The organism is Coleofasciculus sp. H7-1 (genome assembly GCF_057473865.1).
The window spans coordinates 67,835-84,464 of the sequence record NZ_JBYCCT010000054.1; the positions used below are offsets into that span (position 1 = coordinate 67,835).

Sequence of the window (16,630 nt, forward strand, 5' to 3'; positions counted from 1 at the left end):
GAAAAAAAATAAAAAATCTGCTTTAATCGACATCTAGTTATTCTTGCTAACGGATGTAATGCACTGATGGCAAATATATTGCTGCCACTTTTGACGACGATTGCTGAACGTGCTAGGGCGAATTTTGTGAAGAAAACTCGCCAGACCTCTGCGGTGCAGGAGCAGTTATTAAGGGAGCTGTTGCAGGCTCATAAAGATACCGAATTAGGTCGCAAATATGGGCTGAGAGATATCAAAACAATCGAGCAATTTCAACAGCAGATTCCGATTCTGCCTTACAGCAGCTATGAACCCTACACTGAACGCATTGCCCAAGGTGAAAAAAATATTTTAACGCCAGATCCGGTCGTTTATCTCAATACGACCAGTGGCTCGACGGGAAATCAGAAATTAATCCCGGTGACTCAGCGATTTCAGAACTCGTTGGGATGGGCTAATCTGACTTGCATCGGCTTTTTGAGTGAGGCGCTGCGATCGCAAGATCGAAAATTTGGCAAACTGTTAGTAACCAACACCGCCCAAATAACGGGACGCACCAGTGGCGGGATTGATTATGGACCGGGAGGTACAGGCGTTCTCCGCATGGGCAAGTTTCTCTACGAACAACTTTTTGCCCATCCTTACGAAACCCTACAAACTGCGGATAGTCTAACACGCCACTATCTTTGCTTCCTATTTGCCCTGCGCGATCGCTCTATGCGCGGAATCGGAGCCAATTTTCCCATGCTCATCCTGCGGATTTGCAACTATTTAGAGCGCTACGCGGAAGATTTGATTCGGGACATCGAAACTGGGACAATTACCAGTTGGTTAACACTTGAACCAGAGATTCGAGCCAAATTGGAACGGCAATGGTCAGCAAATCCAACTCGCGCCGCTCAATTGCGTGAAATCTTGAAGTCAGAAGGACGGCTTACCCCAAAATTAGCATGGCCTGAGCTATCTTTTATCGCCACCGCACGGGGAGGAACCTCAGATTTTTACTTTGAGCGATTTCCCACCTACTTTGACGACATCCCTAGCTTTGGTGCCGTCTTCGCCACCGCTGAAGGCACCTTTAGTATTTACCACGACCTCAACAATGATGGCAGCATCTTAGCTATTGAAACTGGCTTTTTTGAATTTATCCCAGAAGACCAGTGGGACGTAGAGCATCCCAAAACATTACTTGCTACGGAAGTGAAAGCAGGAGAACTTTACCGCATTCTGATGACCAACTATAGCGGCTTCTACCGTTACGATATTGGTGATGTTGTAGAGGTTCTGGGCTTTTACGAGCAGGCTCCTCTGATTGTCTTCCGTCACCGTCGAGGCGGGATTTTGTCTTCCACGACTGAGAAGACGACTGAATTTCATGCCACTCAAGTGATGCAAAGCCTGCAACAAGAATTTGGCTTGCCATTGGAGGATTTTTGTATCACTTTGTCCGAAAATGAGTTCCCCGCCCATTATCTAGTGAACATTGAACTCGTTGGCGGTCATATACTGAGCGATCGCCTTGCTTTTTTAGCCAGCTTTGACCGTAAACTCAAGGAAATTAACGTTTACTATCAATCCAAGCGCAAAGATCAGGTGCCTCCTCCCCGACTGCGGATTCTAGCTGCTGGCAGCTTTGCCAAAGTTCGCCAACGTCAGGTGGAAAGGGGAATTCCCGATTCTCAACTGAAATTTCCCCATATTAGCGAAGATCGGAGTTTTCTGGCTGGACTGGAAGTGGAGCAGGAGGTTAGGCTTCCAGAGGATCGCGATTAAATTTGTCGTTGCTGCCAAATAAAAGCAGCAATCCTGCCACCATTGAGACACTCGCTGCCCCATAAAAGATCCCTGGCAACCCGCCATAATTGATCGCTGGTCCCAGGAGAATCGGGGAGAGGAACTGTCCGAGGAAACCGGCACCCGTTCCGATTGCCAGCACGCTAGACCGAAGTTGAGAGGGGGCGAGATCGGCTAAAGCGCTATAGAGGTTGGGTAGCACAATCCCAAATCCCACGCCGAAGAGTACCGCTGTCAACAAAATCCAGCTGAGTTGGGACAGCAGTGGGATGGTTGCCAAGGTTAAGGTCATCAGTGCAAATCCGGTTGCTGTGGCTCGATTTAAACCAAGTCGCTTCGCTAGCCCCTTAGCGGCAAAAGCTGAGACAGCGGCTGCCCCAACTGCCCGCGATGCCAGGACAATCCCATTGAGAGCCGCCCCTGCCCCAATGGTTGCCTTGAGGTAAAGGGGTGCGTAAATAACTACGGCATACATCGCCACTGACGCTAAGCAAAGGGTTAGTAACAACTGTAAGGCGTGGGGATGTCCGAGGATTTTGCTCAGCTTTTGGTTGGAATCGGTGGCGCGTTCTTTAACCCGAAACTTCGGTGGCTTTTCTTTCAAAAATAAAGCAGCCAAAAACGCCAGCGGCAGTCCCAGTCCATACAGATAAAAAGCAAATTGCCAGTGAGTTGCACCAACCCAACCCCCTAAGAGGGGGAAGGCAATGCCAGTCAGGGTTAGGGTACTGGTGGCGTAGCCTAAAGCTTGCGATCGCGCTTCGCCTTCATACATATTCCCCAGCAAGCCTAGACTAGCCGCCGCAATCCCCCCACTGGCGACACCCAGCAACCCCCGCATCACTAACAGCGGCGTCAGAGTTTGCATGAAAGCTCCTGCCGTGCCTAACAGTGCGTAGAGAATCAGGGAAGGGATTAGCACCCGTAGCCGACCGACTCGGTCTGCCAAAATGCCTAACAGTGGGCTGAATAGGGCAATTGTCAGGCAATGTAGACTCACCAAGTTACCGGCAAACGCTGGATTGAGGTGAAGTTGTTGCACCATTTCTGGCAAAATTGGCGCAATGACTCCCCCCGTCATTGTGGTCAGGGAGCCTGCTGCCAGCAGCACTAACAGTCTGCGATCGCCCAACATAAGCCAGAAACCTACAATTTTTGGTCATCATAACGTAGATAGGTGGAAATCAACTTATTTTGGGCTGTCCTTGGTCATTGGTTATTGGTGATTCATGATGGAAAAATCACCAAGGATAAAACAAGTTGATTGACTTATAGGCGGCTAGGAAGCTAAATATTGTCACAGAAACAGGCAAGAGAGGCACAATTGATGGAACTGGCTACGACTCTAACCAGCCAGACAGTTCAGAATGCTGTCCGAGAGGTGGGCATCAACGCGAATCACTGGTATCCGGTGGGTTGGGCAAGCCAACTGAAGCCCGGTGATACTATGGCTGTAGTCATCTGGCAGCAAGCGATCGCACTTTTTCGAGATACTCAAGGGAATCTCCATGCCTTAGAGGATGCTTGCCCTCACAAGGGCATCGCCCTGCACAAGGGCACAGTACAAGGGTGTAACCTGGCGTGTGCTTATCATGGCTGGGAATTTAACGGTGAAGGTGATTGCGTCAGCATTCCCTATCTTCCCGACAACCAAAAACTTCCCCGCGCCCAAGCCCGCAGTTATCCAGTTCAGGAAAAATATAATCTGATCTGGATCTTCCCTGGCGATCGCGCGATCGCTACCACCTGTCAGCCGCCGGACATCCCTGAATTTGACCAGCCAGATTGGTTAATGGTGCCAGTAAATGCCCACTTCCAAGCACATTTTTCCATCTGCAATGAGAACACGATGGACGTTTTTCATGGTTTTCTGCACCAAAAATTGCAGGGTTGGTTCGATCCGGTGCTAACGAGTCTGCGGGAGACAGAAGCGGCAGTCTGCGCCGAATATAACGTTTCCTACAAAGGTCGCATGGCTCAGTTTCTCGGATTGAGCGATCGCGCTGACCAAGTAACCACCTTACCGATCTCGATCCAGTATCGCTACCCCCACTTTTATACCGTTCTTCAGGGAGTTTCCGCTCTATACTTGATGCGGCTGCCAGTCGGCTTAACCGAGAGTCGATCTTTTGCCTTCTTCTTTTTCAAAGTTCGCCTGCCCAAATGGATACTCAACCCGCTCAAGCCTTTGTTACAAATTCTGCTCCCGCGCTTTGTACTGTTGAGATTTCTCGCCCAAGACATCGAGATGATCGAAAGCGAACAGCGAACCTATTTAGCCAATCCCCAGCGACGTTATGTAGAAATCAACCCAGCGATTATTGCTATCCAGCGGCTAATTGTCCGGCAATATGAGAAATTTGTGCAAAAATCTAGTCAATCGCAAAACAATCATCAGGGGAATTCTCAAAAGTCTATTTCTCTCTTCTGAGGCGATCGCAAGAGAGCCAGATGAACTAACCCAAGAAAATTCAATCGGATGAAGGCAACTCTCTTAGCAGCGGCGTATTCTCTAGCCCTTTCTCAGGGTTGCGGCTCCCAAGTGAGCTGGAGCAATGTATTAATAAACACTATTAGGTCTTCTTCCTTCGGGCGTTTCGTGAGACCTGGATAGCAGAAACCGAGTCTGGCAAATATACTGTTGAGCCAGAGGCGATCGCTTATCTGGTAAAAGCTGAGAGGAGTCAAAGAATGCAAATTGTCAAAGAATATGTCCAGCACTGGTACGAGAGCGGACTTGACCCTGAGGAGTATATCTGTCATCAGAAGCAGGGGAATATAGTCGAAATTGAAGACACGAGGACGGGTGAGCGTCAAACCGTTCTCAGCTTCTGCACCAATGATGTCTTAGGGTTAGTTCACGAAGAAGCCGTTAAGCAAGCTGCGATTGACGCCATCCTGAAATACGGAACGTCGAACAGCTCCTGCTCAGTCTTGAGCGGTCGAATCGATCTGCACCGACAGCTAGAGGACGAGATTTCAGCCTTTAAGCATCTCCCCCACACCCAGCTATTTCTGAACGCTTGGATGGCGATGCAAGCCTTAATGGATGCCTTCTGTCACTTGGCAATTCCCGTGCCAGGATTTCAGAACACCCGCGAAACTTTGATTCTCACCGATGTCCTCAATCATGGCTGCATTGTCTCAGCCGTCGTCAATGCCGGGACTCGTTCCGGAAAAGTTTTTGGCAATAGCCCCCGCACCCGTGTAAAAGCTTACCGCCATTGTGATATAGAGGATTTGGCGCGGAAACTGCATCGGTATGCCCGCCCCGGCGATCGCATTCTGGTTGTATCCGATGCCGTATTCTCAATGGATGGGGATATCGCGCCGCTGCCCGACATGATAAATGTCCTGCAAAAATACGAGGGTAGCGTGCTAGTGATGGATGAGGCTCATGCCAGTGGTGCCATTGGAGCAACTGGAAGAGGGATCTACGAGCATTTTGGCATTTTGCCCAGTTATGCGATTGAGCGGGGCGTCGTGCCGCTGATTATGACGACTTTCTCTAAGTTTGCCGCCTCAGCCGGAGCCGCCATTAGCAGCCATGTCGCCGAGCTAAAACCGCTTCTGAATGTTTCTCCCACCTCAATTGGAACCATATCTTTACCGCCACCAACCACAGCTGCTGCCTTAGAAAGCATCCGTTTGGTTCGCCAACAGCCAGAACGAGTCCAAAAGCTTCAGGAAAATACGCGGTATATGCGATCGCGCTTAGCTGAAAATGATTTTGTCGCGATTGGCGAGACAAATGTTGTCCCAGTCATTTTACCGTCGGAGATTAATCCCAAAGCCTTTGGCAGACAACTTTTGCAAGATCGCGGTTTTTGGGTATCTCCGATTTGGTTTATTGCCAAACCCCGCCTACGCATTACCGTCAACGCCCTCCACACTCACGAGGAAATGGATCGTCTGGTGGCAGCGATGGTAGCCATTCGGGACTTGTTGTATCAACCAACCATTAGTGCATAGCAATATCAGGCTTAACCTGACACTTTTGCAGTAAGACTAGCTGTTTGCTTAACCCCCTTTTTGGAGTGCGTGATGCGTGTACTGCTCCTCTATCCACAATTTCCCAAATCGTTCTGGTCTTTTGACAAAGCGCTGGAACTAATCGGACGCAAGGTGTCGCTTCCCCCGCTGGGGATGATTACAGTCGCAGCGATTTTGCCCCAAACTTGGGAGTTCCGCTTAGTAGACCGCAATGTTCAATTTGAGACTGAAGCAGACTGGGCTTGGGCAGACCTAGTCATCATCTCAGGGATGATTGTCCAGAAACCAGATATGCTGCACCTGATCCGCGAAGCGAAGCAGCGCGGCAAATTGGTGGCGGTAGGTGGTCCCTACGTTACCTCAGTTCCGAAGGCGGCACAGGAAGCCGGAGTGGATTTTCTGGTGTTAGATGAAGGCGAGATTACCCTGCCGCTTTTAGTCGAGGCTCTAGAGCGGGGTGAAACAGAGGGGATATTTCGTGCCAATGACGAAAAGCCCGATGTCACTAACACACCCATTCCCAGATTCGACCTGCTGGATCTCACAGCCTACAACGATATGTCGGTGCAGTTTTCGCGGGGTTGCCCGTTTCAGTGCGAGTTCTGCGACATCATTGTCCTCTATGGGCGCAAGCCACGCACTAAAACACCCGCACAACTGCTCGCTGAGTTGCAAGCTCTCTATGACTTGGGCTGGCGGCGCTCCATTTTTGTGGTTGATGACAACTTCATCGGCAACAAGCGCAACGTCAAGCTCTTACTGCGCGAACTCGGTCCCTGGATGGCAGCTCGCGGCTACCCCTTCCGTCTCTCGACTGAAGCCTCGGTGGACTTAGCACAGGATGAGGAACTGCTGGATTTGATGGTCGCTGCCAACTTCAGTGCAGTGTTTTTGGGCATCGAAACACCAGACACAGATAGTCTGAAACTCACTCAGAAATTCCAAAATACGCGCAGTTCGCTGATGGAATCGGTTCAGAAAATCAATCGGGTGGGTTTGCGCGTGATGGCTGGTTTCATCATTGGCTTCGATGGTGAAAAGGCAGGGGCAGGTCGTCGCATCATTGATTTTGTGGAAGCGACTGCAATTCCTCAAGCACTGTTCAGTATGCTTCAGGCTTTGCCGAATACGGCACTGTGGTATCGACTCCAGAAAGAGGGTCGTCTGCTGGAGGGGACTGAAGAGGCGAATATCCACCAGACAACACTTACCAATTTTATCCCCAGTCGTCCTTTAGAAGAATTGGCTCGTGAATACGTCAGTTGCTTCTGGGAACTGTATGAACCAACTCGCTATCTGGCACGAGTCTATCGGCACTTCCTAGAGATGAAGCCGACGCCTCACAAAAAGAAGTTCCGAATGCCGGGATTAAGCGATATCCGGGCATTGTTGATCATTTGTTGGCGACAGGGGCTGAAGCGCAATACACGCTTCCAGTTCTGGCGTCAGATGTTCTCAATCATCAAGCACAATCCGGGTGTATTTGAGTCTTATTTGATTAATTGCGCCCATATTGAGCATTTCATCGAGTACCGTCAAATTGTGCGCGACGAAATCGAAGCCCAACTTACCCAATACCTAGCTAATAAGGCAACAGAAACGACTCAGGAAAAGGTTCTGGCAAGTTGAGCCATTCAATTTTGGATTGACTTTATGAATGAATTCGGAGGACTAAGATAAAGTTGTTTCATTAGACACTTTTACAACTAGAGTAATGGTGATAGATCAAACAGCAAAGGTTCAAATCCGGGCGGTAACAACTCCAGCAGAAACCAAAATGTTTCTGGATGTTCCGGAGCGGGTTTATGCGAACGATCCTCACTGGGTAGCGCCGATTCGGAGCAGTATTGCCAAGCAGTTCACTGCCAGTAATCCGTTCTTTCAATATGGGAAGTTACAACAGTTTATTGCCATATCTGAAGGAGCAAACAATTCTCAGGCGTTAGGGCGCATTGTTGCCGCAGTGAATCATCGGTTAATTGAGCGAGAAGGGCAAAATGTTGGTTTGTTCGGTTTTTTTGAGTGCGTGCAAGATTTTGCGATCGCTCAATCCTTATTAGATACTGCCTGCAACTGGTTGCGGGAGCAAGGCATGACGGTTGCTAGGGGTCCTATCGATCTCTCAACTCACAATAATTGTTTGTTTTTAGTAGACGGATTTGACTCGCCACCGATGGTGATGATGCCCTACAATCTGTCCTACTATCCAGAGTTTATAGAGAAAGATGGCTGGCATAAAGCCAAGGATGCTTACGCCTATAATTTTTCTTTAGATAAACCCTTACCAACAGAATTTGAGAAAGCTTATCGGATTGCTTGTAAATCTGGTGTTACCTTTCGTCCGTTAAGAACTAAGGGAAAAGAATTTGAGCAAGATTGCATCAGCCTCTATCACCTTTTTAACCGCGCTTTCGCCAATAACTGGAGTTCAACACCGCGCAGCGAGGAAGAATTTTTAGAAGAAGCGAAGGAACTACAGAGTTTAGTAGATCCGGATGTCTTCCCAATTGCCGAATATAACGGTGAAATGATTGGCTTTTGGATGGGATTACCAGACTATAATATTCCCCTAAAACACGTCAACGGTAAGCTAGACTGGCTAGGAATTCTTAAGTTTCTTTGGTATCGCCGTCAAATTGATCGAGGACGAGTAATTGCCATTTGTTCCCTGCCGGAGTATCGCCGAAAAATGGTACCTCTCGCCTTAATTTATTTGGGAATGCAAGGTGGAATTCAAAAGGGCAAACCCTATAAACGAGCTGAACTTTCCTGGGTCTATGAAGATAATTTTCCCTCCCGCAAGCTAATTGAAGCATCGGGGGGCAAGATTTATAAAACTTACCGCATTTACGAAAAAGCATTATGAAGGCGCTAGTTACTGGAGCGGGCGGATTTACAGGTTCTCACTTAGTGCGGGCTTTAGAGCAGCAGGGCGACTTTGTGGTGGGTCTAGTCCGAAAGTCAAGCAATCTAGCGCGTCTTTCTAATTGCAACGTCCAGTTGGTTTACGGAGATATCACCGATAGAGATGCCTTGCGAACGGCAATGACTGGGGTAGATACAGTTTTTCACACTGCTGCCTATGTAGAACTGGGCATCGTCAATGAGGCAGAAATGGAGCGGGTGAATGTGGAAGGAACCCGCTCGGTGTTAGAAATTGCCCAAGCCGCTGGTGTCTCCAAAGTGGTCTATTGCAGCACTATTGGCGTGTTTGGCGATACCGGGGGCAAACTTGTAGATGAAACTTTTAAACGGACACAAACTAACTTTTCCTCAGCCTACGATCGCACTAAATACCAAGCGCAAGAATGGGTGGATCGATTTGCGGCGCAAGGGCTTCCGGTGGTTAGTCTTCTGCCTTCCGGGATTTTTGGGGCTGACGATCCCCATTTTGGCCCCGCGATGCAGCAATTTCTCAAAGGACGGCTAAAGCTGTGGGCAGGAGGCGATCGCATTACCGGCATTGTCCATGTGGACGACTTAGCTGCGGCGATGATTCTGGCAGCAAAAAAAAGCAAATCTGGAGAACACTACATTATTTCTGCCGGTGAGCTGACTACCCGCGAAATGTTTGAGATTTTCAGCCAGGAAACCAACATTCCCGTCCCTGCCGAAGCTCCTAAGCCAGTCGTGAGACTTTTGGGAAACTTACTCGATCCAGTCGGACGCCTTCTCAAATGGCAGCCACCCCTCAGCCGGGAGCGCGTTCATTATATTTACGACCGCTGCGTCCGGGTGGATGCCACCAAAGCCTTTCAGGAACTCGGTTGGCATCCCCGCTCAGTATCAGAAACATTGCGTGAGATTGTCCGAATCATGCAAGCAGCATCGTGAACGTGGCACTATTCTTTCTGGAGAACCCCATCTTCAAGATAAGCGACTCGGTCGGCTACATCTACAATCCGAGGATCGTGCGTCACCATCAGCACCGTGCAGCCGCCTTCTTTTGCTAACTGACGCAGTAACTCAATCACGGTATGCCCACTATGGGAGTCTAAGGCAGCGGTTGGCTCATCTGCCATAATCAATTGAGGATGACCTGCTAAAGCCCGAGCGATCGCTACCCGCTGTTTTTGTCCCCCGGACAAATCACCCGGCTTCTGATTCGCTTTATCCCCTAATCCCACCTGTTCCAACAAAACTTTTGCTTGCTGTCGCGCTAGCCTATCCCGAATGCCTTTAACATTCAGCACGATTTCAATATTTTCAGATGCTGTCAGTGCCCCAAACAAGTTGAAACCCTGAAAAATAAAGCCGATATTTTCGAGTCGGAACCGTGCTAGCTTTGCCCTAGACATTCCTGTAATCTCGTCTCCGAGTAAGTACACGTTTCCAGCAGATGGTGTCAGCAGTCCAGCTAAGATTGACAGCAGAGTGGTTTTTCCCGATCCAGAAGGCCCCATCAATAGTTGGATATCGCCCCTAGGGATTTCTAAGTCAATCCCTTTAAGAACTTGATAGAACTGTCGTCCTGATGGGAATGCCATCTCTACCCCTTTGGCAATAATGGCTCCCATTTGACGATTATTAAAATCTCTTGAGGTAGAATCATCCTGGCTCCGGCTCTTTTTAAACACAGTAGAGTTAATTTCAAAAGCACTCATCCGTTTAAGTTTTTAGCCTAACTTTTTGTCAAGTTTGCACGTAATCATAAATTTTTTCCTATGGTTTCACTGGCTCGGAAGCACTTGCTCGAAGACATTCCTCGCTTACTTGTGGCTCAGGCAGGGATTATGTTTGCTGTTAGCCTGGTAACAATTCAAACTGGTATCTTCAATGGCTTTAGTCGCTCCGCTGCTAAATTAATTGACAATTCCCAAGCCGATCTTTGGGTGGCATCAAAGAGTATGGTGTATGTTGATCTGACGCTGCCAATCCCCCAGGCGCACGTAGTTCTGGCTCAAGAGGTGGCAGGCGTAGAGCGAGCCGAAGCACTAATTGCTAGGGGTTCCGTATGGCGTCACCCCTCAGGTGAGATTGCTCCAGTGAGAGTCATCGGATTTAACCCAAATGGACAATTGTTTGTACCAACCAATATCACACAAGGAAGTGTGAGTGCCCTAAAAGAACCTTACACCGTAATGGTGGATGTAACTAACCTGGATTCCTTAAAGGTACGAAAGATAGGTGATGTCGCTGAAGTTGGTACTTTACCGGCGCGGTTAGTTGGGTTCACACAAAGAAATCGCTCAATTGCATCGAATGCTTATATGTTTACCTCTTTGGAGAGTGCCAACGCTTACTTAAATTCCGGTCAGACTTCTAGTTTGTCCTGCCGATTGCAATCGGGATCGACGGGAATCCAGTGTACCAACACTTATGAGAAGCCCGATCCAACTTCTACTTCTTCTGTACCCAAACAGTTAGCTGCATCAGATCCCATCACTTATGTGTTGATTCAAGCCAAGCCGGGTCAGGATTTAGAGGCACTTAAGCAAAAGCTAGAAGCCACCTTACCAGATACCCGTGCGTACACTCGCGCCGAAATGATTGAGATGACTCAGACTTACTGGCAAAAGCGAACTGGAATTGGGTTCCTTCTGGGTCTTGGTGCAGCGGTGGGTATAATTGTTGGGGCGATCGTTGTCGGTCAGATCCTCTACTCCTCAGTATCAGATCACATCAAGGAATTTGGCACCCTCAAAGCGATGGGCGCGTCCGATTGGGTTATCTACTGTGCAATCGTCGAGCAGGCGCTGTGGATGGCGATTCTAGGCTATATTCCCAGTATGGTTCTTTGCTTAGGAGTGGTAGCCTGGACATTTGCCAGTCAGGGAATCATGATTTTAATTACTCCGGCAACTGCGATCGCTGCCTTTGGGATCACGGTTGTCATGTGCGTCGGTTCTGCCATCTTTGCCATTCAAAAGGTGACTCGTGTCGATCCAGCGATCGTCTTCAAGGCGTAATTCCGAGAATCGTTAAGCTGACAATAGCCGCTACGCCATCCAATACGATTCGGTTAGAGCGAAAAACACCAAAGTTCCCGTAGTTGGGTAACGTTGCCTCAACCCAACCTACAATTATTTTTAACCGAACTGCGGTTTCAACTGCCCGGTGCAAGATGTGAGCAAAACCTAAATTACTTAACGATAAAAATACGAAAATTGCAGTTGCCCATCTAGCTCTTTGATCCGCTGTTTTGCCTTATAAAATTCCTGGCAATAGTACTCCTGTTTTTCAGGAGCGATAGAGGTATCGGGGTTTTTCCATAGTTCCAAAAAGCGGCGGGCGATGTTTTCACACATTACCCTTTCCATACAAGCGGCAGCTGCTTTAATCAATTCCGGAGAGAGAATATCTTGCTGTGTATTCTCGTCAAGATGAAACAGTGGAGATACCTGAGCCAAATCGCCAGGAAACTCAATTAACAAGTTTTGTAGGAAAGATATCAGTTCTGGCGCTTCTACTCTAGACGCTTCTGGACGCCTTTGTATATCTAAAATTTTTAGCCATAAAAATCGGTAATGGGGAAGGCTAAAGAACAAATCTCGTTCTTCTAGCACATCAATAACCGCCTGCCGATATTCGGGGCAATGCAGGTAAAAGCGCAGGAGTAAAGCTTCTGATCGTTCTAAAAGAGTGCGTTCCGAAGAACCAGGTACAACTGGCTGTTGGCGTTTATTATTGCTACCAGTACGGCGCGGCTGGGAACGTTTATTCTGATTGGGCTTAGTTTGCTTGAGGAGATTATTAACTAGCAGCGGCACCTGTAGGGAATTATCTTGATTGAGGAGTTCTTCCCAGTGACGGACAACTTTATTGAGAAGATTATCTGATAGCAACCCCACCCGTCGAGAATCGCCCTGACTAAGGATTTCCGCACAGTGATTGATGTAATAAGTAATTTGATCGTCGTTGGTGAGGTTGTTGAGTAACTTCACCAATTCTCCCGTAACTTGCCCAAATTGATCTGCCTGTTTGAGGTTTTTTTCGACTAAGATTTGCTGAATCTGCCAATCAAGCCACAGAGGGGCGTTGAGCAGCAGTTCCCGATAGGTTTGAGTGCCGCCTTTGCGGATAAATTCGTCGGCATCTTTCCCATCTGGAAGGTTGAGAATTCGGAGATTTACTTGTCCTTGGTAGGCGAGATTGGCAATTTCTCCAATCGCTCGTTGAGCTGCTTTTGTCCCAGCGGCGTCAGCGTCGAAGTTGAATATAATCTGCTTGGATTCGGTGTATCGCAGCAACAGCCGCACCTGTTCTAAGCTGAGAGCGGTGCCAAGAGAAGCGACGACGTTGGAAATGCCTGCTGCATGGAGAGCGATCGCATCAAAATATCCCTCTACCACGACGGCTTGATCTTGCTTGCCAATCGCGTCACGGGCTTTATCCAAAGCAAATAAAGTTTTGCCTTTATGAAATAACTCAGTTTCGGGGGAGTTGAGATACTTGGGTTGCTCATCCCCCAATGTTCTACCGCCAAAGGCAATGACGCGCCCTTGGCTGTCGTGGATCGGGATCGTCAAGCGATCGCGGAATCTGTCATAATAACCGCCGCCTGACTTCCGAGGGACAATCAATCCCGCTTGTTCCACCAACTGCACCGGGTAGTGTTTCTGTTCCACCAAGTAGCGGTAGAGGGTTTCCCAACCCGCCGGTGCATAGCCTAGATGAAATTGTTGGATGGTTTCTTCAGAGAGTTGCCGCTTTGAGCGTAAATACTCTAGAGCCACCTGTCCTTGAGCTTGCCGCAGCGCGTGCTGATAAAAGCTTGCAGTCACTGCCAAAATCTCATACAGCTGCTCTCGCAGCGTAATTTGGCGCTGCAATTCCTGTCGCTGTTCTGGCTCCAGCATCTGCACCGGCACTTGGTAGCGCCGCGCCAAATCCAGCACGACTTCGCCCAAGGAGCGCTTAGAGTGTTCCTTCAGGAATGTAATTACATTTCCCCCAGCTTGACAGCCAAAGCAATAATACATCTGCTTGCTGGGACTGACGCTAAAACTAGGGGTTTTTTCTTCATGAAAAGGGCACAAACCCACAAAATCTTTGCCCTGCTTCCGCAATAAGACGTATTCCGAGATGACATCGTAGATGTCAGCCCGTTGCTTTACTTCCTCAATAGTGTCTGGATGCAGCCGGGGAATTTGCACGACTTGGTGTTTGTATTGAGACCCATTATTATTGTTTTTTTGCGAACAAAGACAAATGGGTATTTTTACTAATGTTCTAAGCTGGTACTAAGATAACTCTTTGCACCCATTCATCTTGCTAAAACTGAATCGCTAATAATCATTGTATTGGGATTACACTCAGGGTCGCACGCTACCAAAATTCTCAATCAATCTAGCGATATAGAGGATAAACCGGGCAGTGCTTAACTTTTTTCCTAGACGCCAAAGTGCGATCGCCAAAGCTGTCGCTGCATTGGAAACCTATGGGGTTAAACCAGCAGTGCGGCAGCATCTGACGGCATTTTTGCAGGAAAGCGACAGCCGCGAACTATACCATGCTAACCCCCGCCGAATTGCCGAAAGATTGCACTTAAGCGAACGGGAGGCGCTGCGAGTTTTAGTCATCGCCTTGAAAGAAGGCATCCTGTCTCTCAACTGGGACATTCAATGTCCCATCTGTCGGGGCATCGACTTCAATCCGAAAAGTCTGTACGATCTGCGGACAAACCATACCTGCCCACTGTGTCACACCGTCCACGCCACTGATGCTGATGAGCAGGTGCGGATTACATTTAGTATTGATGAACGATTGCGCCACCTGGAAAAGAAAGCGGACGATCCGAATTTCCGCGCCCAAGTCGATGCTCAATATGGGGTGGTTTCCGGACACCAGATGCTGACGCTGCAAACTTTTCGGGACTTTTTTCCCCGCGAGACGATTCCGCCTAATGAGAGTTTAACGATCCGGCGGGTGGCGATTCTATTTACGGATCTGGCTGGTTCGACGGCACTCTATGCAAGGCGAGGAGATTCGCGGGCTTATCATCTGGTACGCCGACACTTCGATCTACTGTTTCAGGTAGTAGATGCCCACAATGGTGTGGTTGTCAAGACGATTGGGGATGCGGTGATGGCAGCATTCACTGCGCCTGTTGATGCGATCGCCAGCGCGATCGCCATGCATCAGCAGATGGAAGCCTTAAATCAACAGTTGCAACTAACAGCAGAAGATCGGCTCATCCTCAAAATTGGCATTGATGTCGGCCCCTGTATTAGTGTCACCCTAAACGAGCGGCTTGACTACTTCGGCACGACGGTCAATACAGCAGCACGGGTGCAGGCTACAAGCCAAGGCAACGACATTGCTTGTACTGAAACTGTACTCATGGACGCTGACGCTGCCAGTGCTGTCAAGGATTGCCCCCGACTGTGTAATGCCATGAGTTTTAAAGGATTGGATGCACCGATTCTGGTTCATCGGATTGAGTTAATCAAGGCAATTTGCTAAAAACAAGTGATGTCTGAACTTTTCTCTCTCCGAACTTAAAGGGATAAGGGGCGAAACCCTTACATTTACATCGTTAACCTAATTTTTATATAAATTTTATCTTTCTGTTGAATAGCTTTCAGTAAATATTGTTAGTTCTTCTAGCCTAGCGTCCTTTTAGTTTTGAATAATATACTAACGATAGGTCTCCTTTAAAAAAACGGCTAACATTTGTTACCTAAAAACCAAAACTACTGATTTTCAGCAGTTCCTCACTCTCTCGACGCTAAATTTTTGGACAATGAACATAAACGATTGCCATGCTTACAAAATTTTATCCTTTTAGTTGCAAATTGTGATTTTTTAACACTGATAGACCCAGTTGATGTAAGATGTGGAGCTTGCTAACAAAATATCTGAAGAATCAGCGGCTTTAAACTCAAGATAATTACCGCGTACCGACAATAACTGAGTAGGAGTCCTCTTGGTTTTCCGTGAAGCCAACGGGTGAATCGGGAAGACTTCCCCCCTTTACTGAGTCTTCCAAACCTTGATAAATGCGTAATTATCCGGTGGGCAGATAGGTCACTCAGTATGTTATTCAGTTAAGTTTGAAGTGAAAAATTCATAACTCACGACGAAAACCATGAAAGCAGCTAATAGCCGTCAACCTTCCTCCGTTACTTCCAAAATTCTCAAGCTAGTCGGGGTAATCCTGATTGTCTCCTCGCTGCTTGACTATGCGGTTTTTCTAATTCCGCCGAGTAGACCCGGTGGCGTGGACGATCCACAGTGGCGGCTGAACTTCCTACAGTGGCAACAGGGCGTTACAGGGCAGTTAATTGACAGAGGTGTGATTCCGATGGTAGGTCTGGCGCTGCTGTTCGCTGGATATTGGATTGACACCAACTCTGGAGTGGCTCGAAAAGGTTGGGAAGACCTAGTGAGAGTCGGAGCGTTGATACTCTCTGCTATTTTAGGTTTGAGCTTCCTGCTGCCAGTTCCCTTACTGAACATCAATAGCCTGCGTCTGCTGAACCAGGAAGCGATCGCCCGAATTAACCAAAGAGCCACTCAAGTTGAAACTCAGATCGCCAGCCAGTCAGCACAAGTTACCGCCCTGCTTGAAGATAGCAAGAAGCTATCGGAACTAGATCAGGCGCTCAAGAGCGGTCAAGTCCAAGGGGAGCAACAGGCGAGATTGCAAGCACTCAAAGATCAATTAGAAAAGTTAAAGCAAGACCCAAAAGCTTTGAATGCACAAGTCGATGCAGCTAAAACCCAAGTTCGAGGCGGCAAACTAGAAGCCCAAAAACAAGCTCAAGGCGAGTTATGGAAAACGAGTATTCGGAATGGTCTGAGCAGTTTACTCTTAGCGATTGGCTACCTGAGCATTGCGGCGCTGGGGTTGACAGGTTTGGGAGGAAGTCGTCGGAAAGCTCAGGCGCGGTAAGGACTCGCGAGTTGTGAGTGGTTAGGG

At 48.3% G+C, this 16,630-nt stretch carries 12 protein-coding genes; 9 read left to right on the forward strand and 3 right to left on the reverse strand.

Annotated elements, in window-relative coordinates; translation table 11 throughout:
- Nucleotides 1-66: 66 nt before the first annotated feature.
- Nucleotides 67-1,752, forward strand: coding sequence for a GH3 auxin-responsive promoter family protein (locus AC2VDX_RS13730; RefSeq protein ID WP_378181506.1), 1,686 nt, complete (start codon nt 67-69; stop codon nt 1,750-1,752).
- Here the strand turns inward: AC2VDX_RS13730 and AC2VDX_RS13735 are convergent.
- Nucleotides 1,727-2,908 carry an MFS transporter gene (locus AC2VDX_RS13735; protein WP_378181504.1) on the reverse strand — a complete coding sequence of 394 codons (1,182 nt, stop codon included), beginning with the start codon at nt 2,906-2,908 and terminating at the stop codon, nt 1,727-1,729. The genes AC2VDX_RS13730 and AC2VDX_RS13735 overlap by 26 nt on opposite strands.
- Before the next feature lie 192 nt (nt 2,909-3,100).
- On the opposite strand from AC2VDX_RS13735, the gene AC2VDX_RS13740 reads away from it, so the two are divergent.
- The 5 genes from AC2VDX_RS13740 (at nt 3,101) to AC2VDX_RS13760 (ending at nt 9,600) form a co-directional block, all read left to right on the forward strand.
- Complete coding sequence (locus tag AC2VDX_RS13740; protein WP_378181667.1) at nt 3,101-4,204, forward strand: aromatic ring-hydroxylating dioxygenase subunit alpha; 1,104 nt, start codon at nt 3,101-3,103, stop codon at nt 4,202-4,204.
- A gap of 260 nt (nt 4,205-4,464) precedes the next feature.
- Nucleotides 4,465-5,745, forward strand: coding sequence for an aminotransferase class I/II-fold pyridoxal phosphate-dependent enzyme (locus AC2VDX_RS13745; RefSeq protein ID WP_378181501.1), 1,281 nt, complete (start codon nt 4,465-4,467; stop codon nt 5,743-5,745).
- A 72-nt stretch (nt 5,746-5,817) separates the two neighbouring features.
- Nucleotides 5,818-7,395, forward strand: coding sequence for a B12-binding domain-containing radical SAM protein (locus tag AC2VDX_RS13750; RefSeq protein WP_378181498.1), 1,578 nt, complete (start codon nt 5,818-5,820; stop codon nt 7,393-7,395).
- Nucleotides 7,396-7,480: 85 nt separating this feature from the next.
- A complete protein-coding gene (locus AC2VDX_RS13755) occupies nt 7,481-8,632 on the forward strand; it encodes a hypothetical protein (RefSeq protein WP_378181495.1) in 1,152 nt (383 codons plus the stop codon).
- Nucleotides 8,629-9,600: an NAD-dependent epimerase/dehydratase family protein gene (locus AC2VDX_RS13760; RefSeq protein ID WP_378181492.1), complete on the forward strand. Its 972-nt coding sequence runs from the start codon at nt 8,629-8,631 to the stop codon at nt 9,598-9,600. The genes AC2VDX_RS13755 and AC2VDX_RS13760 overlap by 4 nt, the downstream gene beginning before the upstream one ends.
- 8 nt (nt 9,601-9,608) lie before the next feature.
- Here AC2VDX_RS13760 and AC2VDX_RS13765 read toward each other — a convergent pair whose 3' ends face one another.
- Nucleotides 9,609-10,370 (reverse strand): ABC transporter ATP-binding protein, encoded by a 762-nt coding sequence (locus tag AC2VDX_RS13765; protein WP_378181489.1) that lies wholly within the window; start codon nt 10,368-10,370, stop codon nt 9,609-9,611.
- Nucleotides 10,371-10,430: 60 nt separating this feature from the next.
- Here AC2VDX_RS13765 and AC2VDX_RS13770 point away from each other — a divergent pair, with 60 nt between their 5' ends.
- A complete protein-coding gene (locus AC2VDX_RS13770) occupies nt 10,431-11,675 on the forward strand; it encodes an FtsX-like permease family protein (RefSeq protein WP_378181486.1) in 1,245 nt (414 codons plus the stop codon).
- 177 nt (nt 11,676-11,852) lie between these two features.
- Here AC2VDX_RS13770 and dnaG read toward each other — a convergent pair whose 3' ends face one another.
- Nucleotides 11,853-13,862, reverse strand: a complete 2,010-nt coding sequence (dnaG, locus tag AC2VDX_RS13775) for a DNA primase (RefSeq protein ID WP_378181483.1) — start codon at nt 13,860-13,862, stop codon at nt 11,853-11,855.
- A gap of 220 nt (nt 13,863-14,082) precedes the next feature.
- On the opposite strand from dnaG, the gene AC2VDX_RS13780 reads away from it, so the two are divergent.
- Nucleotides 14,083-15,171 carry an adenylate/guanylate cyclase domain-containing protein gene (locus tag AC2VDX_RS13780; RefSeq protein ID WP_378181480.1) on the forward strand — a complete coding sequence of 363 codons (1,089 nt, stop codon included), beginning with the start codon at nt 14,083-14,085 and terminating at the stop codon, nt 15,169-15,171.
- Nucleotides 15,172-15,796: 625 nt separating this feature from the next.
- Nucleotides 15,797-16,603 (forward strand): HpsJ family protein, encoded by an 807-nt coding sequence (locus tag AC2VDX_RS13785; RefSeq protein WP_378181477.1) that lies wholly within the window; start codon nt 15,797-15,799, stop codon nt 16,601-16,603.
- Nucleotides 16,604-16,630 lie beyond the last annotated feature (27 nt).

Excerpts from the sequence above, each read along its gene's own strand:
- AC2VDX_RS13730 (WP_378181506.1), top strand. The coding sequence starts at position 67 with ATGGCAAATATATTGCTGCCACTTTTGACGACGATTGCTGAACGTGCT.
- AC2VDX_RS13735 (WP_378181504.1), bottom strand. The coding sequence starts at position 2,908 with ATGTTGGGCGATCGCAGACTGTTAGTGCTGCTGGCAGCAGGCTCCCTG.
- AC2VDX_RS13740 (WP_378181667.1), top strand. The coding sequence starts at position 3,101 with ATGGAACTGGCTACGACTCTAACCAGCCAGACAGTTCAGAATGCTGTC.
- AC2VDX_RS13745 (WP_378181501.1), top strand. The coding sequence starts at position 4,465 with ATGCAAATTGTCAAAGAATATGTCCAGCACTGGTACGAGAGCGGACTT.
- AC2VDX_RS13750 (WP_378181498.1), top strand. The coding sequence starts at position 5,818 with ATGCGTGTACTGCTCCTCTATCCACAATTTCCCAAATCGTTCTGGTCT.
- AC2VDX_RS13755 (WP_378181495.1), top strand. The coding sequence starts at position 7,481 with ATGGTGATAGATCAAACAGCAAAGGTTCAAATCCGGGCGGTAACAACT.
- AC2VDX_RS13760 (WP_378181492.1), top strand. The coding sequence starts at position 8,629 with ATGAAGGCGCTAGTTACTGGAGCGGGCGGATTTACAGGTTCTCACTTA.
- AC2VDX_RS13765 (WP_378181489.1), bottom strand. The coding sequence starts at position 10,370 with ATGAGTGCTTTTGAAATTAACTCTACTGTGTTTAAAAAGAGCCGGAGC.
- AC2VDX_RS13770 (WP_378181486.1), top strand. The coding sequence starts at position 10,431 with ATGGTTTCACTGGCTCGGAAGCACTTGCTCGAAGACATTCCTCGCTTA.
- AC2VDX_RS13785 (WP_378181477.1), top strand. The coding sequence starts at position 15,797 with ATGAAAGCAGCTAATAGCCGTCAACCTTCCTCCGTTACTTCCAAAATT.